The organism is Helicobacter pametensis ATCC 51478 (genome assembly GCF_000518225.1).
In the GTDB taxonomy this organism is placed as follows: domain Bacteria; phylum Campylobacterota; class Campylobacteria; order Campylobacterales; family Helicobacteraceae; genus Helicobacter_G; species Helicobacter_G pametensis.
Window position 1 is genome coordinate 420,391 of the sequence record NZ_KI912401.1, and the last position, 21,743, is coordinate 442,133.

Consider the following 21,743-nt stretch of genomic DNA (forward strand, 5'->3'; position numbering starts at 1 on the left):
TCTTAAAAGCAGGAACTGAATTTTGCAAGATATTCAAAAGATTACAATCTCAATCAATAGCACTATTGCGAGTGCTATTCGTCTATTTGGATCACATGATGGATTACGATTGCTCATCGTCAAAGATCAGAATAATAAATTTGTCGGAATCATTACAGATCCTGATATCAGAAAGGGATTGCTCAAAGGATTAAGACTAGAGGATAATATCGCCCCCATCATCAATCGATCTCCAATTATTGCAAATATTCATACACCAAAGAATGAATTATTGCTTCTGGCAAGTCAACACAATATTCACGAGATTCCACTCACAGATGATCGTGGTGAAATTCAAGAAATTGTATCTATATCCTCCTTGATCAAACCTACATTTTATTCCAATCCAGTTGTTATTATGGCAGGAGGTTTGGGTACTCGACTCCGTCCATTGACAGATACATTGCCCAAGCCTATGCTCAAAGTTGGAAACAGGCCTATCCTTCAAATCATCCTAGAAAGATTTTGTCAGCAGGGGTTCAAAAATATTTATCTCTGTGTCAATTACAAATCACACATCATTGAAGAATATTTTCAAGATGGAACAAAATATGGTCTAAATATTACCTACATCAAAGAAGAAAAAAGAATGGGAACAGCTGGGGCACTTAGCCTTATTCCCAATCTCGCAGAAGACTTTATTGTTATGAATGGAGATATTCTCACAGATATTGATTTTACAAAAATGCTTAATTTTCATAGAAACCATCACTCAGACGCAACAATGGGCATACGAAAATATACAACTCAAATCCCATATGGCGTAGTAACAACAAAACAAAATCAAATTATTTCCATAGAAGAAAAACCTCAACTTTCTTTTAATGTTAGCGCAGGGGTCTATATATTTAGTCCAAAGATCCTGCCATTGATCCCGCCATATCAATTTTACGATATGCCCACACTCTTTGAAAGTCTACTTGCAAAAAAAGGTTACAATACCCTTTCTTATCTTATCGAGGATTACTGGATCGATATAGGACGCAAAGAAGAATACGATAGAGCAAATAGCGAAATAGAGGAGTAGAGGTGTATCAAAACAAAAGTTTTTTAGCCATTATTCCTGCAAGAAGTGGCAGCAAAGGGTTACCCGATAAAAACATCAAGGATCTGTGCGGGCATCCATTGATGGCATGGTCAATCAAGGCTGGTCTAGGTTCAAAGTATATTGACAGAGTTGTCGTATCGACAGATTCTCAAGAATATGCAGACATTGCGAAATCATATGGGGCAGAAGCTCCATTCCTTCGTCCAAAAGAACTAAGTTTAGATACAAGCACCACTTTTGATAGTATCAAACACACTATTGATTTTTACCAAAATGAGCTCAATCAAATATTTGATTATATTGTTTTGCTTGAACCAACAAGTCCACTCAGAGAAACAGAAGATATTGACAATGCGATCATAACGCTCATATCAAATCAAAAAGCAAGCTCTCTCGTCAGTGTTTGCAAAAGCGAATCTCAAAATCCCGCTTTTTTAGTTAGATTAACAAATCACTCCCAACTCATAGAGGGATACATCAACAAAAGTTTTACTCCTATACGAAGACAAGATATTGAGGATTTTTATTTTTTTGATGGAACAATCTATGTCAGCGAAACCAACTCACTTTTACAACATCAAAATTTCTATCACAAAAATACAATGGGATATGTTGTCCCAAAATGGAAAAGCTTAGAAGTTGATGATGAGGATGATTTTTTGATGATTGAAGCTATGATGAAAAAATACATTATCAAGGAGTAAAAATGACATATCAAGAAAGACTGCTTAAAGCGATTCCTGGTGGTGCACACACTTACTCTAGAGGGTTTGATCAATATCCTGATAATGCTCCACAAATTCTTAAACGAGGAATGGGGGCTTATGTCTATGATCCCCATGAAAATGAGTATCTTGATTATGGTATGGCTCTACGCGCAGTATGTTTGGGATATTCAAATCCCGAAGTCAATCAGGCAGCAATCCAGCAAATCCAATATGGTGACAACCTAACTCGCCCATCCCTTGTCGAACTAGAAGCTGCGGAAACCCTGATTGATGCAATTGATTCTGTTGATATGGTCAAATTTACAAAAAATGGCTCTACAGCCACGAGCGCAGCAGTAAAACTCTCAAGAGCCTACACTGGAAGGACACTAATTGCAAGATGTTTGGAGCACCCGTTTTTCAGCTATGATGACTGGTTTATTGGAAGTACCGTTCTCACAAGAGGAATCCCCAAAAACATTCAAGATGATACTCTGATTTTCCATTACAACGATATTTCTTCTCTAGAAGAGTTATTTGATCGATATCCTAACCAAATAGCTTGTGTTATTTTAGAGCCAGCAAGCACTGAACATCCAAAAGATCATTTTCTGCATCATGTTAGGGATTTATGCACAAAAAATGGTGCGGTCATGATACTTGATGAAATGATTACGGGATTTCGCTGGCATCTTAAAGGAGCCCAACACTATTATGGAGTCACACCAGATCTATGCACCTTTGGAAAAGCTATGGCAAATGGCTTTTCTGTTGCAGCAGTCGCGGGCAAACGCGAGATTATGCAGCTAGGAAGTATAGAATTCGAGGGTGAGGAAAGAGTCTTTCTCCTCTCAACAACACATGGTGCAGAGATGGGACCACTTGGAGCTTTTATAAAAACATATGAAATTTTAAAACGAGAAAATGTTGTTGATTATTGTTGGAAATATGGAACGCGACTCAAGCATGATATCAATCAAATTGCGAAAGATTTGGGACTTGAAAAAAATTTTGTTGTAGATGGAATAGATTGTCAGCCTTATTTTCTTACATTTGATTCTCAAGGAAACAATAGCCTTAAATTCAAAACCCTATTCTTACAAGAAATGATTAAGCACAATGTGATGTTTCCTTGCATTTGCATGTCATATTCTCATGGTGAAGAAGAATTTCAAACAACACTTGATGCCATTTCAAAAAGTCTTGAGGTTTATAAAAAAGCAATACAAAATGGAATCAGTTCTTATCTGCATAGCAAAATCATAAAACCAGTCTTTAGGAAATACAATTAAAGGAAAAAAATGGAGCTTGATATTTTTATTGAAGGGGAAACGATTGATTTGTGCATTCCCACATTGGAATTTGCAGAAAGATCAGATTGGTATACATGGTTTAATCATCCCCATACCACAATGTTTTTGGAACATGGGGTTTTTCCAAATACAAAAGAAAAACAAATTGATTTTTTTAAAAGAGAATGCAACGAGCGTTTAATTTTAATGATTCAAGACAAAAAGCAAGAAGTTATTGGTACGGCGACTATATCTCACATTAACTATCAAAAAAGTTATGGTGGATTAGGTATTGTTTTTAAAACTATATTTAGAGAAAACCCACTTGAAGCTCTTGAAGCTGTTGCTAGGATTACGGAGCATGCCTTTATCAAAATGGGATTAAAAAGAATTGAAGCTGCTCAACACATCAAACTGATTCCATGGTCACATCGTATGAGTTTAGTCGGATATCGCCTAGAGGGGATTTTAAAAAATGCATTTGTTAAGGGGATAGAAGTCGTTGATGTCATCAGAATCGCAGCCCATTATGAAGATTATCAAAAAATCATCGCTCATCGCGGTGGTCAGCTATGGGATAGTCAAAAACAAATGCTTGAACGCCTCAAAAAACTTCCCAAGAAACCCATCCATAAAGAATTGCAAGATTTTTTCAAAGAACACGAACATTACTACGAAGAAATTTTTCAATCATAGGAGACAAATAGATGTTATTACAAAATAAAGTCATTGTCATCACTGGAGGTGCTGGCCTTATTGGACGCAGTATTTCTCAAGCCATCATCCAACAAGGAGGAACTGTCGTTATCGCCGATATTTCAGAAGAATTGGGACTAAAAGTTCAGACTGAAATTGATCCTACACGCTCACGCTCTCTTTTTGTCACGATGGACATCACCTCTCAAGCAAACATCACTCAAACCATCGAAAAAATCCATCAACACTATGGAAGAATCGACGCACTTGTCAACAATGCTTATCCACGCACAAAAAACTGGGGGAAAAATAATTTTTATCATTTTGATTTTGAAGATTTTTGTGAAAATATGCGTCTTCAACTTGGTGGATATGTCCTCACAAGTCAACAATTTGCACTTTATTTCAAAAATCAAGGTTTTGGAAATATTGTTTCGATGTCTTCTATTATGGGTGTTTATGCACCAAAGTTTGAAAACTATGAAGGCACAGATATGGATAGCGTTATTGATTATTCAATCATCAAAGCAGGGATCAATCACATGACACGCTGGATGGCAAAATATCTAGCCAACACAGGAATCAGAGTCAATGCGATTGCCCCTGGAGGAATCTACAATCAAGCACATCCTCAACCACAAAGCTTTTTGGAAAAATATCGCAAATGTTGCACAAGCAAGGGAATGATGAATCCAGATGATCTCAATGGGACACTTATCTATCTCTTGAGTGATATGAGCGCCTGTGTGAATGGGCAAATTTTAGTTGTAGATGATGGATGGGGATTGTGAAACAAAACATCATCCTTCTAGATCGTGATGGAGATATGCTTGAATATATCTTAAAATACAGAAATGATACGATCCTAATCCTAGTTTGTGAAATGCACCAAAAAATCATGAATTTGTGCAAAGACTATGCAAATCGCATCACACATATTCTTGACTATGAAAAGCTCCTTGATATCCAAGATGTTGAAAATATCGATTATGAACTCATAGCCAAGATGAAATTTGCGCAAATCGATATAGAGACGATGCTTCATCGCATCATGCTCAATAACCCACTGGCCAAAGACATCTATCATCAGCACCTTTCTTTTTTTGCCCATATCTTCAAAACAAATCAGATCGATTTGCTTATCTCCTCTGAACCCAATCTCGCCTCTCCCAATCATCACATCCCCATCTCACTCTGCCGCTTTGTGGGGATTCCATGCTATTCGATCGGAAATTATCATTATTTTGCGACAGCTTTATTTAATCACAATGCTTTTAATCACTCAGGATGCATTCCATACCACCCAGATACTACATCTGCCCAAGCTAAAGATATTGTGTTTTACAAATTGCAAACCTCCAAGACTCCAGAGAAAATAAATCTAAAACGATTTGTTAAAAATATAGTTCTAAAAATCGGCGGAGAGATGCTGTCACAGTTTCTCGTCTGTCTTTCAAAACTAAGCTTTCGACAAGATCGTCTAGGGATCCCCTACTCTTACTGGCACAAGCTCTATTACTTTTGGCAATACAAGAAACTCAAGTCTTTCTATCAAAAACACTCTGTTATCCCTGATTTAAAAGAAAAATACATTTACTACAGCATTCATTTTGAACCAGAAGCAGCAATCATCGGAGCTACACTTTTAGAATCTCAAATCACAGTGATCAAAATGCTCTCGCAAGCACTGCCCAAAGGTTGGAAACTCTATGTCAAAGAACATCCACATCAATTTATGCTCAACAATGAAATCGCTCATTATTTCATCAACAATCTAAGCTTTTTTAAAAATATTAGTTTTTATCAAGAGGTCATGAAACTCAAAAATGTCGTGATGGTTTCATTGGATATTTCCTCAAAAGATCTTATGCAAAATGCTCAAGCGATCGCAACCCTTGGTGGGACTATCACACTAGAATCAGCCCTTTATAATATTCCAGCCATCCTTTTCAACCCATTGGTCAGCGTGTATGCCCACCTTGAACATACATTGCATGTGAGGTCATATCAAGATCTTGTCATAGCAATACAAAAAATTTGTGATGGATTTTTTGATCATCAAACAGTGGATATTCAAAAGATTGATTCTTATCTTGCAGATCCTAGAGATCCGAACTTTTACTCCAATCTATTTTTGACCATAGAAGAACATGCCAAAACGATACAACCAACTGGAGAGAAACTATAGATGCACCCTTTAGCTCCCATCGTCCTCTTTGTCTACAATCGCCCTAGTCACACAAGGCAAACCATCCAAGCCCTACAGGCAAATCCTCTGGCCAAAGATAGCGATCTCTTGATCTACTCAGATGCACCCAAGGATGAAAAAGCCCTCCAAAGTGTCAAAGAGGTGCGAGAATACATCAAGACAATCCAAGGATTCAAAAATCTCATCATTATCGAGCGTGAACAAAACTTGGGACTTGCAGAAAACATCATCGATGGTGTCACGACGGTGATTAATCAATATGGAAAAATCATTGTCTTAGAAGATGATCTTGTCGTTTCTCCTCATTTTTTAGAATACATGAATACTGCTTTGATGCTTTATGAAAATGATCAGCAAGTGGCGTGCATTACAGCATTTAATTTCCCCCTTCGCTATCCTCCAAATTTTCAAGATACTACATTTTTTCTCAAAGGTGCAGATTGCTGGACATGGGCAACTTGGCAGAGAGCTTGGAATAAATTTGAGCAAGATGGATCTAGGCTTCTTCAGATGATTTATAAGAAAAATCTACAAAAGGATTTCGATCTTGATGGATCCTACCCCTATACCAAAATGCTCCAAGACCAAATCAGGGGCAAAAATAATTCTTGGGCAATCCGATGGTATGCCTCTGCCTTCTTAGAAGATATGCTCTGTCTCTATCCCAAAGATTCTCTTGTGGAAAACATAGGTTATGATGGGACACATTTCAAAAATGCCACCAAAACAGCGCTCTTTGGACACATCTCTTCACAACCTTGCAAACTACACAAACTTCACATCTGTGAAAATCCAATTGCAAAAAATTCTTTAATCCAATTCTTTAAGAAACAAAACTCTATTTGCACTAGAGTGTTCAAAAAACTCCAAAGACTCTTCTCATGAAACAACTCATCAAATCCCTCATCCCCCCCATCATCTTGCAAATTATCAACAAAATATCAAATCGAAATATTCAATGGGTCGGAGACTATTCCACTTGGCAAGAAGCAAGCTTACAAGTGAGGGGATATGATCCTGATATCTATCTTCAGAAACTGATTGATATCACCAAAATCGTAAGAGATGATGAAAGCAAATGCGAAAGAGATAGCGTCCTATTTGATCAGATCACCCACCCCTATCCACTACTGAGCAATCTTTTTTCTATCGTCACGCATCTTCAGACGCAAAGTCTTTATATTTTGGATTTTGGAGGCAGTTTGGGAAGCCTTTATTTTCAAAATAGAAAATTCTTCCGCCTGCTCCCGCACTTGACTTGGAATATCTTAGAACAAGATAAAATTATCGATGCAGGAAAAAGGTATTTTGAATCTCCCCCTTTATTTTTTCACTCCACGATCAAAGATGCTAAGGTCAATCTCAAATCAAATAACACGAAGATTCTTATCCTCTCTAGCGTCCTACAATATCTTGAGAATCCCTACTCTACACTCCAATGGCTTTTATCAGAAATTGATTTTGATGCGATCATCATCGATCGCACACCATTTAGCAGAGATCAACAACACCGCATTATTATTCAAAAAGTTCCTCAAAAAATTTACAAAACCCAGTATCCATGTCACTTATTTTCAAAACAAGATTTTTTAGAATTCATTGATCGTGAGGGATATTCTCTCTTTGATGAGTTTGAAAGCTATTGTGATGCCCATACTTCACGCTTTAAATCATTGGGCTTTTCATTCCTCAGGAAAAAGTGATGCATCATTATTGCACACTCTTTGACTCAAACTATCTCACACGCGGAATCGCAATGCTTGAGAGCCTACACAAACATTCTCAAAACTATCATCTCTATATTCTTGCCTTTGATGATCTTGCATATCACACATTGATAGAGCTTGCCTATCCTCATGTCACAGTGATTTCTATGCACAAATTTGAAGATCCCACCCTACTCTCCATCAAACCAACACGCACAAGAGGCGAATACTGCTGGACATGTACCCCATCCCTTATTCTTTATTGCATAGAAACCTATAGACTTTCTCATTGCACCTATCTTGATGCAGATTTGTATTTCTATGCTGATCCTTCAATCCTTATCCATGAGATGAAAGGTGCTTCTATCTTGATTACACGCCATCGGTATACCCCACGCTACAATCAAGAAAAGACAAGCGGGATCTATTGCGTCCAATTTATGACCTTTTATTCTGACCAACGAGGGATGAAAGCTCTAAGGTGGTGGAGAGAACGATGTATTGAGTGGTGTTATGCTCGTTTTGAAAATGGAAAATTTGGAGATCAGAAGTATCTTGATGATTGGATGACACGCTTTGAAGGAGTGCATGTTTTGCAGCATCTTGGTGGAGGACTTGCTCCATGGAATATTCAGCAGTTCTCCCACATAAGTCCTATTTTTTACCACTTTCATCATCTTAAATTTATTGGAGAAGACAAAATAGATCTTGGCCCCTATTTCCTCCCCCCCTTAAGTATCCAAACAATTTATGCCCCATATATCAAACATCTTCTTACTTTGCGTCAAAAATTTGGATCCAATAACTTTGATGGTCGTTCCACTCCTCCATGGACTTGGAAAACACCTTTACGCTACATCAAAAGAAAGCTTCAAAAAAGTTATAATCTCTTCAAAATTCAAAAATTTCAGGACTAAAATGGCTCAACTCATCACACTGCCAACTATACGCGATTCTCGTGGAGCATTAAGCGTTATCGAAAAGATCCTTCCTTTTGAAATCAAGAGAGTCTTCTATCTATATGATATTACCTCTCAGCGAGGAGGACATGCTCATCACAAAACCCATCTTGCCCTCATCGCTCTAGGTGGTCAATGCCAAGTCACCATCAACTCTCATGGCAAGATCTCAGATTTTTTTCTCTCTTCTCCATCAGAATGCTTGCTTCTTGATCCGCATGATTGGCATACGATGCAAGATTTTTCTCCCAATACCACATTGCTTGTCTTGGCATCAGAACACTACGATCCAAGTGATTATATTTATGAGGAGCCTCAAGCTCAATGATCGAATACGAAAATCTCTATAAATCCAATCAAAAGCTTTTTGAAGAATACTGCAAGAGCTTTGAAGATTTTTTGCAAAGTGGATGGTTTGTTTTAGGGAATCAAGTCTCTGAATTTGAAAAAGAATTTGCCTCATTTGTGGGAAGCAAACACTGCATAGGAGTGGCATCAGGACTTGATGCGATGATCTTAGCAATCGATGCACTTGGATTGGATCAGGGTTCAGAAATCATTGTCCCATCCAATACCTACATTGCTACGATTATGGCTATTATCCGCAATGGGATGAAACCTGTCTTGGTTGAGCCTGACATTCTCACCTACAATATTGATCCTCAAAAAATAGAAGAGCAAATCACCTCCAAGACAAAAGCTCTCCTCATCGTGCACCTCTATGGAAAACCCGCCAAAATGGATGTGATCCAACAAATCTGCCAACAACACAAAATAGCACTACTTGAAGATTGTGCCCAAGCTCATGATGCACGCTTCAAAGATAGACAGGTTGGAAGTTTTGGGATTGGTTGCTTTAGCTTTTATCCCACTAAAAATCTTGGGGCTCTTGGGGATGGAGGAGCAATCACAACAGATGACGATGATTTGGCAGAAAAACTAAAAGCCTTGCGCAATTATGGCTCACACCAAAAATACAATAATCAATATCTAGGCTACAACTCAAGATTGGATGAGATTCAAGCCTCATTTTTGCGCAAGAAACTCAAACTCCTCTCTCAAATCACGACGCACAAACGCAAGCTTGCCTCGCTCTATCTCAAAGAACTTGCCTCATCTTGCTATATACTGCCCTCTCAAGATCCCGATTGCTTTGATGTTTATCATATCTTCAACATCAGACATCCGCAAAGAAATCAGCTCAGAGAGTACCTTCTCCACTCAGGTATTATGAGCGAGATTCACTATCCCATCCCACCACATCGACAAAAAGCTATGCATGGCTATATCCAAGGCAAATATCCCATCAGTGAGGAAATTCACAATACCACCTTAAGTCTTCCTATCGCATTTTTTCATACAGAAGAGGAGATCTATCAAGTGATTGACAAACTCAAAAGGTGGCAAGCATGAAGGGCATCATCCTAGCAGGTGGAAGTGGAACAAGGCTATATCCCATCACAAAAGGTATAGTTAAGCAACTTTTACCCATCTATGACAAACCAATGATTTATTATCCTCTTTCTATTTTGCTTCTCTCTGGTATCAAGGAAATCCTAATCATCTCTACCCCCAAAGATCTACATCGCTTTCAAGATTTATTTGGAGATGGATCATCTCTTGGGATTCACATCCAATATGCAAGTCAAGAATCTCCAAATGGGCTAGCGGAAGCCTTTATCATTGGACAGAAATTCATCGGGGATGATGATGTGTGTCTTGTGTTGGGTGATAATCTCATTTATGGTGAGGGATTGATCAAAACCCTTCAAAATAGCGTCCAAAAAGTCAAAGAAACCCGACAAAGCGTGGTGTTTGGATACTATGTCAATAATCCCAAAGATTATGGTGTGGTCGAATTTGATCACAAACAACAAGTCATATCAATCGAAGAAAAACCTCTTTCTCCCAAAAGCAACTATGCTGTGATTGGTCTGTATTTTTATCCCAATGATGTGATTTATAAAGCTCAGCATATTCAACCTTCAGAACGCGGAGAACTTGAAATCACTTCTATCAATCAACTCTATCTTGGAGAAAATCGATTGAAAGTTGAGCTTTTGGGAAGAGGCTATGCATGGCTTGATACTGGGACCCATGAACATCTCTTGGAAGCTGGGAACTTTATCGAGATTATTGAAAAACGACAGGGACTCAAAATCGCTTGCATCGAAGAAATTGCTTATAAGATGGGTTACATCTCCAAAGATAAACTTTTAAAACTTGGTCAAGACATGCAAAAAAATCAATATGGTCAATACCTCTTGAGGATCGCACAATCATGAGAAATATATTGATCACAGGTGGTGCTGGCTTCATTGGGAGTAACTTCATCCACTACTTTCTGACCACTCACCCTCATTACAGAATCTACAATCTTGATTTGCTCACTTATGCAGGGAAAATAGAAAATATGTCAGAGTTTTTCAAGCATCCCAATCACACCTTTATCCAAGGTGATATCTGTGACAAAAAACTCTTAAATCAGATTTTTCAAACTTATCAAATCGATTCAGTCATCCATTTTGCTGCCGAATCGCATGTAGATAACTCTATTTGTGCACCAAATATTTTTATCAAGACCAATATTGAAGGAACTTTTGCTTTATTGGAAACAGCTTATCATCATTGGATGCATAAACCATTCAAGCCAAAAAATCCTCACGGAATCTTTCATCACATCAGTACAGATGAGGTTTATGGGTCATTGGGAGATCAAGGATACTTTACAGAAAACACTCCTTATGCACCCAACTCTCCCTACTCTGCCTCAAAAGCCTCAAGTGATATGCTTGTAAGAAGCTATCATCATACTTATGGGCTCAAAACCTTGATCACCAATTGCTCAAATAACTATGGTCCAAAACAACATGATGAAAAACTCATCCCCACAATCATCAGACAATCCTTAAGCAACAAACCAATTCCAATCTATGGAGATGGCTTGAATGTGCGTGATTGGCTTTATGTAGAGGATCATTGTAGGGGTATTGATTTGGTCTTTCATTCAAATCAATATGGAGAAACCTACAATATTGGCGGAAACAATGAGCATACCAATATCGCAATCACTCAAACCATTTGCTCTATTCTTGATGAGCTTATGCCCAGAAAGAATGGATCTTATAGTGACCTCATCACTTATGTGCAAGATCGTGCAGGACATGATAGACGCTATGCAATCGATGCAACCAAGATCAAAACTCAGCTTGGTTGGGAACCTCGCTTTTCATTTGATCAAGGAATCAAAAAAACAATTGAGTGGTATTTAAAACTAAGGAGATAACATGCAATGCTCACTATGTCACAAACAAGCAATTCTTCAAGAAAGCTTCTCAGCAAAACAGCTTGCTTTGGAATATTGGCGCCAACTTAAAATTTCAATATCTTTTCCAGAAGAGCAAATTGGGCTTTACCATTGTCCCAATTGCTCTTACTTATTTTTTGCCACACAAGGACAATCCACAATCTCTGGCGATAATGAGTTTTATAACACCCTCAACAAACTCCCTTGGTATTATTTCAGTGAAAAATATGAATACACATATGCCAAGAATTTTATCCAACCCAATGAGAAGGTGCTAGAAGTGGGATGTGGCAAAGCAGCCTTTGCCAAATACATACCCCAAACCCATTACATCGGACTAGAATTCAGTACTGATGCCAAAAAAATGGCACATGCCAATGGTATCCATATTGAAAATATCTCAATCCAAGACTATGCAGAATCTCATCCTTATCAAGCCGATGTCGTGTGTAGCTTTCAAGTTTTAGAACATGTAAGCGATCCCTATTCATTTCTTCAAGCCAAGATTAAAGCATGTAGGGGGGGGGGGGACTATCATGATCGCTGTGCCAAGCGAAGACAGCTTCATCCAATATGCAGTGAACAATATTCTCAATATGCCACCCCATCATGTCGGACGCTTTAGTGATCGATGTCTTAAAAATATCGCTCAAATCTTTGATCTTCAACTCATTAATATACATCACGAAACTGTTCAACCTGAACATATTGATTTTTACAAATCCATCATGTTCTCCAAACGCTTTTTTTCTCCAAAACTTCTCAATCCAAATCCACTCATAAAAATCACAAATCGCCTTGGAAGATATATAGAAAAAATCCCACAAGATGCCTATGGTCACACCGTAATAGCCATCTATCAAAAGCCCTAATTTCTGATATAATCCTCCTCTTTAGCAGAGAGGGATATTGATGAAAATCACAGTCATAGGTTCAGGATATGTTGGCTTAGTCAGTGGAGCATGCTTTGCACAAATGGGAAATGAAGTCATATGTCTAGACATCGATCAAAACAAAATCAAACAACTTCAAAAAGGTCAGATTCCAATCTATGAAAATGGTTTAGAAACCATGATCAAAGCCTGTATGCAAAAGTCCTATCTTCACTTCACATCTTCATATCCAGAAGCCCTTAAAAGATGCGATGCGGTCTTTATCGCTGTGGGCACTCCCATGGGGGAAGATGGAAGTGCGGATCTCTCCTATGTCCTCGAGGCTTCAAGGGAAATTGGCAGACATATCTCCTCCTATTGCGTCATCATAGACAAATCCACCGTTCCCATCGGTACAGCAAATCTCGTGCGTCAAACCATTCAAGAAGAGCTAGACAAACGAAAAATACAAATCGATTTTGATGTGGTTAGCAACCCAGAGTTTCTCAAAGAAGGGGTAGCGATCAAAGATTTTATGAGCCCAGATCGTGTAGTGATTGGATCTGATTCTCCCAAAGCGATCAAAATCATGCAAGAGCTTTATGCCCCATTCACACTCAAAAAAGAACGACTCATTGTGATGGATATCAAATCTGCCGAGATGACCAAATATGCTGCCAATGCTATGCTTGCGACCAAAATCAGCTTCATCAATGAAATGAGTCAAATCTGCGAAGCTGTAGGAGCAGATATCAATGCCGTGCGTATAGGGATCGGCTCTGATCCAAGAATCGGCTATGACTTCATCTATCCTGGAGTGGGATATGGTGGAAGCTGCTTCCCCAAAGATGTCAAAGCTCTATCCAAGATCGCTCAAGACCATGGAGTCACCCCATATATCCTTCAAGCTACCCAATCCATCAACACATCACAAAAATCCTATTTCATCAGAAAAATCACTCAAGCTTTGGGAGAGAATCTATCAGGGAAAACTTTGGCGATCTGGGGACTAAGCTTCAAGCCTGAAACTGATGATATGCGCGAAGCTCCTTCTCTTGAGATCATCCAAGCCCTCATTCAAAAAGGAGCAAAACTCCAAGCTTATGATCCGCAAGCCACTGACAACGCCATCTCTTATCTTGGAGAGCAAGAGAAAATCATATATTGTGCAGAAAAATATGAAGCTCTACTGGGATGTGATGCTCTGATCATTCTCACAGAATGGAAAGAATTCCGCTCACCTGATTTTGCCCTCATCGCCCAAAATCTCAAAGACAAAATCATCTTTGATGGTCGCAATATCTATCACTCACTAGATCTCCCCTCTTTTGGACTTAAACACATCATGATAGGCGTTAGGGCATGAACAGTTTCTCTATCGTCACTGTTGTTTATAATGATGTGACGCATATCAGAGAAACCATGGATTCCATCATCAATCAAACTCATCGAAACATCGAATATATCATCATCGATGGCGGAAGCACAGATGGGACAAAAGAGGCGATCTTGGAGTATATTGCCCCTTGTGCGAATATCACAAAAGAAGAAAAAGATGATACACGCCTCTATCTTGAAGCAATCCACAAAGAACATCCCTCTATAAGCTTTAAGCTACTCAGCGAAAAAGATAAGGGAATCTATGATGCGATGAACAAAGGCATCACACTAGCGACAAAAGAATGGATCAATTTTATGAATTGTGGAGATCGATTTTATGATCTTGATGTTCTAGAAAAGGTGGCAAGAGAAGACATCGCAGGATATGATGTGGTGTATGGAAAGACACAAATTGTCTATACAGAAGCACTGAGCATTATCAAAACCCCTCCTCAAAATATCTATAGCTCTCTTAAGAAATTTGGAGCAAATTTGATTCATCAGTCAGTATTTTTCAAAACCCACCTTCACAAACAGCTACCCTATGATGTCAAAAATTACAAACTTGCTAGCGATTATGATTTGATCTATCAATTCTACAATCACAACTGCTCTTTTAAATCCCTCACATTGATTATTTCTATTTTCCACACAGGTGGATCAAGCGATATTCAGGGCATATTGCGGACCAATGAAACTTTTCAGATTGCAAAAAAACATAATCTAAATCTTTTTTATTTGATCTTTTATTATTGTTTTGCGATGACAAAAAAAATAATGAAGTCCTATATGCACCCCAAAATCCTCAATAAGCTTTTGTGGTTGCAAAAATGAAAACACATACTGATATCCCCCCCTTCTTCTCCATCATCATCCCAGTCTACAATGTCCAAGCCTATATCGCAAAATGCTTAGATTCTGTCATCAATCAAACTTTTAGAGATATAGAGATCATCATCGTAGATGATTGTGGAAGTGATAGATCCCTAGAGATAGTCAAGGGCTATGCTACTAGGGATCCAAGAATCAAAATCATCCACAACCCTCGCAATCTTGGAACATTTCATGCAAGGCTTGAAGGGATCAAAAATGCATCGGGAAAATATTGTCTTTTTGTGGATTCTGATGACTTTATCAAGCTAGAGACTTGTGAGATTTTGCATCTTAAACTTCAGGAAAATCCCTCCATTGATTTACTACATTTTGGAATGTCTCATGATCCCAATAAATGGTATTTCCCTTCACCCCTAGTCCATCAAGGACGACTCCAGCAAGAAAAGATGCAACAGTTTTTGATTTGCAATTCGACATTTCAAAGCCTTTGCGATAAAGCAATCAAAACATCTAGCCTAAAGCATTCATACGCTCAACTCCTTTTCATCACTCCTCCACTTAATATGATGGAAGATGGTATTGTCATTTTGGTTTTGAGTTTTGAAATCAAAATATATGAAGGGATCTCTGATAAGCTTTATTTTTATAGACACAATCCCCAGTCTATGACTCGCTCCATTTCTCCAGATGCTTTTCAAAAGAAATTTCAAGATTTCAAAAAGCTTTTTTCTATTTGTGAGCATATTCAGACACTCTATCCACAATACACCCATCTGATTCAAAAATACACTTACAAAATCGCCTCAGCAACAATCCTCTCAAGTCGCCATTATTCCCCCATAGAACTTGAACAAATCCTCACTCTTCTAAAAAGTAATAATCTCAATAAATCCACACTTCCACTGCCCACTTATCTGGCTTCATGTTTGCTTTCTATGAAATACTTTTATAGATGGCAGACATTGGCAAGGATTGCTGCATACATTCTCTCCTTTGGAAAAATCAAATTATGAAAACTCCAAAATTCTATCTTCTAGGCAAATGCGATCAAAGCAATCCAAGCTCAATCCCACTAGACACAATCCAGCGATGGGAACAAGAAGGATATATCACCTACCTTGGAGAATCTTCTGATGTGAGATCTATTATCGCTCAGCATTCTTGCATCATTTTGCCAAGCTATAGAGAGGGGATTCCTCGATCTTTACTTGAGGCTATGAGCATGAGCAAACCAATCATTACAACCGATGTCAGTGGGTGTAAAGAATGTATCAAAACTCCTCAAAAACAAGAAAATCTTCAAATCGGAGAAAATGGGATCCTTATCCCCCCAAAAGATCCACACACTCTTTCTTGCGCGATAAAAACCATACTCAAACTCTCCGACAAAGAACTCAAAACCATGGGTGAAAATGGAAGAAAATATGCCAAAGAGCGTTTTGAGATCTCTCACACGATCCAAACCTATCTCAATACTGTCGCTCAATACTCTAAGACAAATAATCTCAATCTTGTCTTTATTAGCAATACAAGCTTTGGGATGTACAACTTCCGCTTGCCCATTCTACAGGCCCTTCAGAATCGAGGATACACGATCCATATCATCGCTCCTCTAGATTCAAGCACACAACTTTTGAAAGATGCGGGATTTATCCATCATGAAGTCAAGATCAACTCAAAGGGATTAAATCCTTTTGAAGATCTATGTCTCTCTTTCAGGCTTGCAAAACTTCTCAGGCAAATCAACCCTTCACTAGTTTTTAATTACACCATCAAGCCTGCAATCTATGCCTCCATGATCTCCAACCTCCTCAAACTACCCAATATTGCTATTATCACAGGACTTGGCTATGTGTTTATTGAAGGTGGAATCAAAAAGAAAATACTCAAAAAACTCGTGTGTTTTCTCTACAAAAATGCACTCAAAAAAACACAAGAAGTCTGGTTTCTCAATCAAGATGACAGAGATACATTTCTAACTCACTCCATCTTGTCACAACATCAAGCCAAGATCCTTAATAGTGAGGGAGTGGATACTGATCATTTCGCTCCCATTCCACATGATGGCAAAGAATTTAGCTTTGTTCTGATCGCTCGCATGCTTTGGGATAAAGGAGTGGGAGAATTCATCGAAGCAATCAAAATCTTAAAGAAATCACATGATTAAAACCATCGCGATTATCGGACTTGGCTATGTCGGACTCCCTTTAGCTATCGAGTTTGGCAAGCTCTACCCTACTCTTGGATATGATATTGATTCTAAACGCATCGATGAGCTTTGCATCCCTTATGATCGCACCCACCAAATCAGCCCACAAGAGTTTAGTGAGGCTTTGCATCTAAGCTTCCATCACAACATCAATGACCTCCAAAAAGCCCAGATCTACATCATCACCGTCCCCACTCCACTTGATTCTTTCAAATCTCCAGATATTTCCTATCTCCAAGAGGCTTCAAGATCGATTGCTCCCCTGCTCAAAAAGGGCGATATCGTGATTTATGAATCCACCACCTATCCCACCTGCACTCGCCTTGAGTGTGTACCAATCCTTGAGCGATACTCCAATCTCAAGTTCAACACAGACTTTTTCATAGGATATTCTCCTGAGCGCATAAGCCCAAGTGATCCTACCCACAAACTCACTCAGATTCGCAAAATCACAAGCGGAAGTACAGAGCAAATCGCTCAAGAGATCGATGCCCTCTACTCCTCCATCATCACCGCAGGGACTTACCTCGCTCCAAGCATAGAGGTGGCTGAAATGGCAAAAGCCATCGAAAATGCCCAAAGAGATCTTAATATCGCCTTTGTCAATGAAGTTGCCATCCTTTGTGATGCACTTGGTATCCCCACTCATGAAGTGCTTAAAGCTGCTAGCACAAAGTGGAATTTCCTCCCCTTCTCCCCTGGGCTTGTGGGAGGGCATTGCATCAGTGTCGATCCCTACTATCTCACGCACAAAGCCCAAGAGCTTGGAATCCATACGCGTGTGATCTCCTCTGGTCGCCTTGTCAATGACGCCATGCCTCACTTCATCGCTCACAAGCTCATCAAGCTCCTCAGTCAAGCTCACATCCCCCTCTTTGATGCCCAGATTCTCATCCTTGGTGCGACATTCAAAGAAAATTGCAACGACATCCGCAACTCCAAAGTCTTTGAAGTCGCACAGGAGCTTCAAGACTTTGGCTGCAAGATTACTTTACTTGATCCCTTGGCAGACAAGTATGAAGTCCAAAGCAAACACAATCTCACTCTTTTTCATACCCTAGAAGAACTTCCACACACAAGCTTTGATGCACTCCTTGGAGCTGTGGCTCATGATGCATTTACTCTCATGGATTTCACTCCATTTCTGCATCAAAATAGCGTGATTTATGATCTTAAGGGTATGTTAAAATCCTCCCACGCTAGGCTGTAAGGACCTTTCCATGCTCTTCAACTCCTATATCTTCATCTTTGCATTTTTACCCTGTATGCTGGTGGGCTACTACATCCTCAAGCATCAAGCATATTTTCGCCTATCCAAAATTTTCTTGGTTATTGGAAGCTTATTTTTCTATGGATATTGGAATCTCTCCTATGTGCCCATCCTACTCTCTAGTTTGGTGATCAACTTTCTTTTTGCTCAAAAGCTAGTCAATCCAACTTGGGGGGGGGGGCATAGAAGATTTTGGCTGATTGGCGGGATCACTTTCAACCTAGGTCTATTGGGGTTTTTCAAATACACTGATTTTTTCCTTGAAAATATCAACTTTGTCTTTGATTCACAAATCCCACTTCTCTCCCTCACACTTCCCTTAGCAATTAGTTTTTTCACCTTTCAGCAAATTGCATTTCTTGTAGATACCTACAAATCACAAGAAGGTAAAAAGATCGATTTATTGGATTATTTGCTTTTTGTCACATTTTTCCCCCAACTCATTGCTGGGCCAATCGTCCATCACAAAGAGATGATGCCTCAGTTTGCTTCACTCCTTACAAAAAGCAAAGAGCTCATCGACTGGGAAAAGTTTGCTAAAGGCTTATTTATCTTTTCTATCGGATTATTCAAAAAAGTCGTCATCGCAGATCAATTTGCTATCTATGCCAACAAAGGATTTGAAGCTGCTCAAAATGGGATCCATCTCAATCTAATCGAATCTTGGCTCACCTCCCTCTCCTACACATTTCAGCTTTATTTTGACTTCAGTGGGTATTGCGATATGGCGATTGGGATCGCTCTTTTCTTTGGAATCATCTTGCCAATCAATTTCAACTCTCCATATAAAGCAAGCAATATCAAAGATTTTTGGAAAAGATGGCATATGACACTAGGGAGATTTCTCACAGAATATCTTTATATCCCGCTAGGTGGCAACAAAAAAGGATTTCCAAGAGAGCTTTTCAATCTCTTTGTCGTTTTTATGCTAAGTGGGATATGGCATGGGGCTGGATGGGGATTTATCATCTGGGGAGCATTGCATGCAAGTGCTATGGGCATTCATAGAATCTATCGCTACACCCTAGAGACATTCTTACATATCAAAGAGATTAAGAATCGATTCTGTGTGGTGATTTGCTGGATCTTGACTTTCAACTTCATCAATACTTCTTGGGTGTTTTTCAGAAGTGAAAATGTAAGTGGAGCACTTGATATCCTTAAGAGTATGATTGGATTCAATGGGATTGTTTTGCCAAGTGTTCTTAGGTCATATCTAGGTGAAAATATTCTCAATCGTTTTTTATCTTTTTCATACCCATTTCCCATTATTGCACCTTCCTTTACAGAAGCCTTTAGAATGATTGCTTGCTTCTGTCTCTTTTCATGGTGCTTTTTATATACAAAAAATAGCTCATCCATATCAAATAAGCCATCCAAAATCACCACCATGTGGCTTAGCTTTATGATGTGGTATGCAATCATCAAAATTAGTTTTTCTCCATATCAAGAATTTTTATATTTTAATTTTTAGGATTCGGTGTGAAAAAAATTTTGTGGTTCTTGTTTTCTGGTCTTATTCCTTTAAGTAGCATAGGAATTGCTCTCTACATCTTTGATCCCTATCAGTTATTTCACAAACCCATTTTGAGAAAACCAATTTTTAATGCCGATATGTACTACCAAGCAGCAGGAATTATCAATAATTATGCCTTTGATTCTGTGATTTTGGGTAGCTCCATCCTTGTCAATACATCTTCAAACGAAGCAAGTAGCAAAATAGGGTATCAATGGGTTAATCTATCTGCGGGAGGGGCAAGTGTCGAGATTAGAACAGACATACTGAGATATGTCCTAAAAAATAAAAAAATTCGTAATATCATTTTTTCTTTGGAGCCTGGATGGCTATCCAATAAAAACACATCGACCAATAAGTATGCCTATCTTTATGATCAAAATCGACTCAATGACTTTAAAACCTATATCGATGAATACTTTATTGCTTGTCTCTTTATACACAAACTCTGCCTAAAGGGGCAAAACACTCTAGATCGGCCAGCAAATTGGATTAATGAAACTTCAACAAAAATGCGCCTTGGAGGATTTCAATCTTGGCTCAAAAATGCAGATCGTCCGGATTTAAACTCTGTGATCAAACAGATTATGTCATTCAAACAAACAGAATACTCAAAGACATTGCAAGAAATTTATCCTCCGCTCATCCAAATTTTAAAACATCATCAAGACACAAAATTTATTTTTATTATTCCGCCTTTTTCTCGCCTCTCTTATAAGATCAAATTTATTTCAATAGAACCAGCTATCAAAAAACTACTTGCACTAGATTTAAAAAATGTTTTTATTTTTGGATTTGATACAACGAGTATTCCTGATGATTTATCACATTATGTTGACACTGCTCACTACGATGAAACAATCAATTCTTTTATGCTCGATGCAATCAAAAATAACACACACAGAATCACTCTTAAAAATGTCGATTCTTATTTTCAAGAAATGAGAAAAAAAGTTGAAGCATATGATCTTGAACCACTCAAACAACAAATCATCAAGAGTGGGGTATTGAATAAATAGTTTTGGGTTAAAATTCACTTCATCTCAACCATTTTTCAAGGATCATCATGAACAAACATTTCAAGAAGATTTCAAACTATGCAATGATTGGGGGATTTAGTGCCTTGGCTCTTGTCGCTATCAGTGGATGCAATAGCAGTTCAACCCCCACTTCAAACAACCAAGACACACTCCAATCACTTCAACAAAGCAAAAAAGGAGCCTTTGTCATCCTAGAAGAGCAAAAGGATGGAAGCTACAAGGTCGCAGAAGAATACCCAAGTGAGCAGACACGCGTCATCGTCCGTGATCAAAATGGACAAGAACGCATTCTTACACAAGAAGAGATTGATAAAATCATCAAAGAAGAAGAAGCCAAGATCAATAATGGCACAAGTGAGCTCACAAGCTCAAGTGGAGCAGGACTTGGGCTTGGTGGAGCACTTCTTGCAAGTGCCGCTGGGGCGATCCTAGGAAGCTATATCGGCAACAAACTCTTCAATAATCCCAACTTCCAACAAAACCAAATGCGAAACTACAAATCTCCTCAAGCCTATGAGCGCAGTCAAAATAGCTTTAATTCTGCTCGATCCAATACCGCATCTAGCACACCCAGTGCGCGCAGCACCAATAGTGGCAAAAGTGGCTTCTTTGGCTCAACTCCATCAAATACCTCAAGCTCATCAAACTATGGAGGCTAA

The 21,743-nt window shown here is 38.7% G+C and carries 22 protein-coding genes; all 22 read left to right on the forward strand.

The window, feature by feature from the left end; all coding sequences use genetic code 11:
* Positions 1–22: 22 nt before the first annotated feature.
* The 22 genes from T391_RS0106725 (at position 23) to T391_RS0106840 (ending at position 21,743) form a co-directional block, all read left to right on the forward strand.
* Positions 23–1,066 (forward strand): nucleotidyltransferase family protein, encoded by a 1,044-nt coding sequence (locus T391_RS0106725; RefSeq protein ID WP_027327685.1) that lies wholly within the window; start codon positions 23–25, stop codon positions 1,064–1,066.
* Between the two features lie 2 nt (positions 1,067–1,068).
* Positions 1,069–1,791 carry an acylneuraminate cytidylyltransferase family protein gene (locus T391_RS0106730; protein ID WP_027327686.1) on the forward strand — a complete coding sequence of 241 codons (723 nt, stop codon included), beginning with the start codon at positions 1,069–1,071 and terminating at the stop codon, positions 1,789–1,791.
* A 2-nt stretch (positions 1,792–1,793) separates the two neighbouring features.
* Complete coding sequence (locus T391_RS0106735) at positions 1,794–3,086, forward strand: glutamate-1-semialdehyde 2,1-aminomutase (protein WP_027327687.1); 1,293 nt, start codon at positions 1,794–1,796, stop codon at positions 3,084–3,086.
* 9 nt (positions 3,087–3,095) lie between these two features.
* On the forward strand, positions 3,096–3,782 hold the full coding sequence (locus tag T391_RS0106740) for a GNAT family N-acetyltransferase (RefSeq protein WP_027327688.1): 687 nt from the start codon (positions 3,096–3,098) through the stop codon (positions 3,780–3,782).
* 11 nt (positions 3,783–3,793) lie between these two features.
* Positions 3,794–4,573 (forward strand): oxidoreductase, encoded by a 780-nt coding sequence (locus T391_RS0106745; RefSeq protein WP_027327689.1) that lies wholly within the window; start codon positions 3,794–3,796, stop codon positions 4,571–4,573.
* The gene (locus T391_RS0106750) at positions 4,570–5,970 is read left to right on the forward strand and encodes a hypothetical protein (RefSeq protein WP_027327690.1); all 1,401 of its coding nucleotides are present in this window, start codon (positions 4,570–4,572) and stop codon (positions 5,968–5,970) included. Before T391_RS0106745 ends, T391_RS0106750 begins: the two co-directional genes overlap by 4 nt.
* Positions 5,971–6,876, forward strand: a complete 906-nt coding sequence (locus T391_RS0106755) for a glycosyltransferase (protein ID WP_027327691.1) — start codon at positions 5,971–5,973, stop codon at positions 6,874–6,876. It abuts the gene before it with no gap.
* Entirely contained in the window at positions 6,873–7,694 is an 822-nt protein-coding gene (locus T391_RS0106760; protein WP_027327692.1) for a methyltransferase, TIGR04325 family, read from the forward strand. The genes T391_RS0106755 and T391_RS0106760 overlap by 4 nt, the downstream gene beginning before the upstream one ends.
* Positions 7,694–8,614 carry a hypothetical protein gene (locus T391_RS0106765; RefSeq protein ID WP_034584061.1) on the forward strand — a complete coding sequence of 307 codons (921 nt, stop codon included), beginning with the start codon at positions 7,694–7,696 and terminating at the stop codon, positions 8,612–8,614. The genes T391_RS0106760 and T391_RS0106765 overlap by 1 nt, the downstream gene beginning before the upstream one ends.
* Position 8,615: 1 nt before the next feature.
* A complete protein-coding gene (locus T391_RS0106770; RefSeq protein ID WP_027327694.1) occupies positions 8,616–8,984 on the forward strand; it encodes a sugar 3,4-ketoisomerase in 369 nt (122 codons plus the stop codon).
* Complete coding sequence (locus T391_RS0106775) at positions 8,981–10,069, forward strand: DegT/DnrJ/EryC1/StrS family aminotransferase (protein WP_027327695.1); 1,089 nt, start codon at positions 8,981–8,983, stop codon at positions 10,067–10,069. Before T391_RS0106770 ends, T391_RS0106775 begins: the two co-directional genes overlap by 4 nt.
* Complete coding sequence (rfbA, locus tag T391_RS0106780; protein ID WP_027327696.1) at positions 10,066–10,941, forward strand: glucose-1-phosphate thymidylyltransferase RfbA; 876 nt, start codon at positions 10,066–10,068, stop codon at positions 10,939–10,941. The genes T391_RS0106775 and rfbA overlap by 4 nt, the downstream gene beginning before the upstream one ends.
* Positions 10,938–11,942 carry a dTDP-glucose 4,6-dehydratase gene (gene rfbB, locus T391_RS0106785; protein WP_027327697.1) on the forward strand — a complete coding sequence of 335 codons (1,005 nt, stop codon included), beginning with the start codon at positions 10,938–10,940 and terminating at the stop codon, positions 11,940–11,942. Before rfbA ends, rfbB begins: the two co-directional genes overlap by 4 nt.
* Before the next feature lies 1 nt (position 11,943).
* Complete coding sequence (locus T391_RS08470; RefSeq protein WP_051420666.1) at positions 11,944–12,588, forward strand: class I SAM-dependent methyltransferase; 645 nt, start codon at positions 11,944–11,946, stop codon at positions 12,586–12,588.
* A 287-nt stretch (positions 12,589–12,875) separates the two neighbouring features.
* Complete coding sequence (locus T391_RS0106800; RefSeq protein ID WP_027327699.1) at positions 12,876–14,201, forward strand: UDP-glucose dehydrogenase family protein; 1,326 nt, start codon at positions 12,876–12,878, stop codon at positions 14,199–14,201.
* Positions 14,198–15,049 carry a glycosyltransferase family 2 protein gene (locus T391_RS08270; protein ID WP_051420668.1) on the forward strand — a complete coding sequence of 284 codons (852 nt, stop codon included), beginning with the start codon at positions 14,198–14,200 and terminating at the stop codon, positions 15,047–15,049. Before T391_RS0106800 ends, T391_RS08270 begins: the two co-directional genes overlap by 4 nt.
* Positions 15,046–16,062: a glycosyltransferase family 2 protein gene (locus tag T391_RS0106810; RefSeq protein WP_034584063.1), complete on the forward strand. Its 1,017-nt coding sequence runs from the start codon at positions 15,046–15,048 to the stop codon at positions 16,060–16,062. Before T391_RS08270 ends, T391_RS0106810 begins: the two co-directional genes overlap by 4 nt.
* Positions 16,059–17,216, forward strand: coding sequence for a glycosyltransferase (locus tag T391_RS08475; protein ID WP_051420670.1), 1,158 nt, complete (start codon positions 16,059–16,061; stop codon positions 17,214–17,216). Before T391_RS0106810 ends, T391_RS08475 begins: the two co-directional genes overlap by 4 nt.
* Positions 17,209–18,468, forward strand: coding sequence for a nucleotide sugar dehydrogenase (locus T391_RS0106825; RefSeq protein WP_034584066.1), 1,260 nt, complete (start codon positions 17,209–17,211; stop codon positions 18,466–18,468). Before T391_RS08475 ends, T391_RS0106825 begins: the two co-directional genes overlap by 8 nt.
* Before the next feature lie 10 nt (positions 18,469–18,478).
* Positions 18,479–20,002: an MBOAT family O-acyltransferase gene (locus T391_RS0106830; RefSeq protein ID WP_027327702.1), complete on the forward strand. Its 1,524-nt coding sequence runs from the start codon at positions 18,479–18,481 to the stop codon at positions 20,000–20,002.
* Positions 20,003–20,010: 8 nt separating this feature from the next.
* Positions 20,011–21,063, forward strand: a complete 1,053-nt coding sequence (locus T391_RS0106835) for a hypothetical protein (protein WP_027327703.1) — start codon at positions 20,011–20,013, stop codon at positions 21,061–21,063.
* A 47-nt stretch (positions 21,064–21,110) separates the two neighbouring features.
* Positions 21,111–21,743, forward strand: a complete 633-nt coding sequence (locus T391_RS0106840) for a UPF0323 family lipoprotein (protein ID WP_027327704.1) — start codon at positions 21,111–21,113, stop codon at positions 21,741–21,743.

Coding starts and splice junctions, on each gene's coding strand:
- T391_RS0106735 (WP_027327687.1), top strand. CDS start 1,794: ATGACATATCAAGAAAGACTGCTTAAAGCGATTCCTGGTGGTGCACAC.
- T391_RS0106740 (WP_027327688.1), top strand. CDS start 3,096: ATGGAGCTTGATATTTTTATTGAAGGGGAAACGATTGATTTGTGCATT.
- T391_RS0106745 (WP_027327689.1), top strand. CDS start 3,794: ATGTTATTACAAAATAAAGTCATTGTCATCACTGGAGGTGCTGGCCTT.
- T391_RS0106755 (WP_027327691.1), top strand. CDS start 5,971: ATGCACCCTTTAGCTCCCATCGTCCTCTTTGTCTACAATCGCCCTAGT.
- T391_RS0106760 (WP_027327692.1), top strand. CDS start 6,873: ATGAAACAACTCATCAAATCCCTCATCCCCCCCATCATCTTGCAAATT.
- T391_RS0106765 (WP_034584061.1), top strand. CDS start 7,694: ATGCATCATTATTGCACACTCTTTGACTCAAACTATCTCACACGCGGA.
- T391_RS0106770 (WP_027327694.1), top strand. CDS start 8,616: ATGGCTCAACTCATCACACTGCCAACTATACGCGATTCTCGTGGAGCA.
- T391_RS0106775 (WP_027327695.1), top strand. CDS start 8,981: ATGATCGAATACGAAAATCTCTATAAATCCAATCAAAAGCTTTTTGAA.
- rfbA (WP_027327696.1), top strand. CDS start 10,066: ATGAAGGGCATCATCCTAGCAGGTGGAAGTGGAACAAGGCTATATCCC.
- rfbB (WP_027327697.1), top strand. CDS start 10,938: ATGAGAAATATATTGATCACAGGTGGTGCTGGCTTCATTGGGAGTAAC.
- T391_RS08470 (WP_051420666.1), top strand. CDS start 11,944: ATGCAATGCTCACTATGTCACAAACAAGCAATTCTTCAAGAAAGCTTC.
- T391_RS0106800 (WP_027327699.1), top strand. CDS start 12,876: ATGAAAATCACAGTCATAGGTTCAGGATATGTTGGCTTAGTCAGTGGA.
- T391_RS08270 (WP_051420668.1), top strand. CDS start 14,198: ATGAACAGTTTCTCTATCGTCACTGTTGTTTATAATGATGTGACGCAT.
- T391_RS0106810 (WP_034584063.1), top strand. CDS start 15,046: ATGAAAACACATACTGATATCCCCCCCTTCTTCTCCATCATCATCCCA.
- T391_RS08475 (WP_051420670.1), top strand. CDS start 16,059: ATGAAAACTCCAAAATTCTATCTTCTAGGCAAATGCGATCAAAGCAAT.
- T391_RS0106825 (WP_034584066.1), top strand. CDS start 17,209: ATGATTAAAACCATCGCGATTATCGGACTTGGCTATGTCGGACTCCCT.
- T391_RS0106830 (WP_027327702.1), top strand. CDS start 18,479: ATGCTCTTCAACTCCTATATCTTCATCTTTGCATTTTTACCCTGTATG.
- T391_RS0106840 (WP_027327704.1), top strand. CDS start 21,111: ATGAACAAACATTTCAAGAAGATTTCAAACTATGCAATGATTGGGGGA.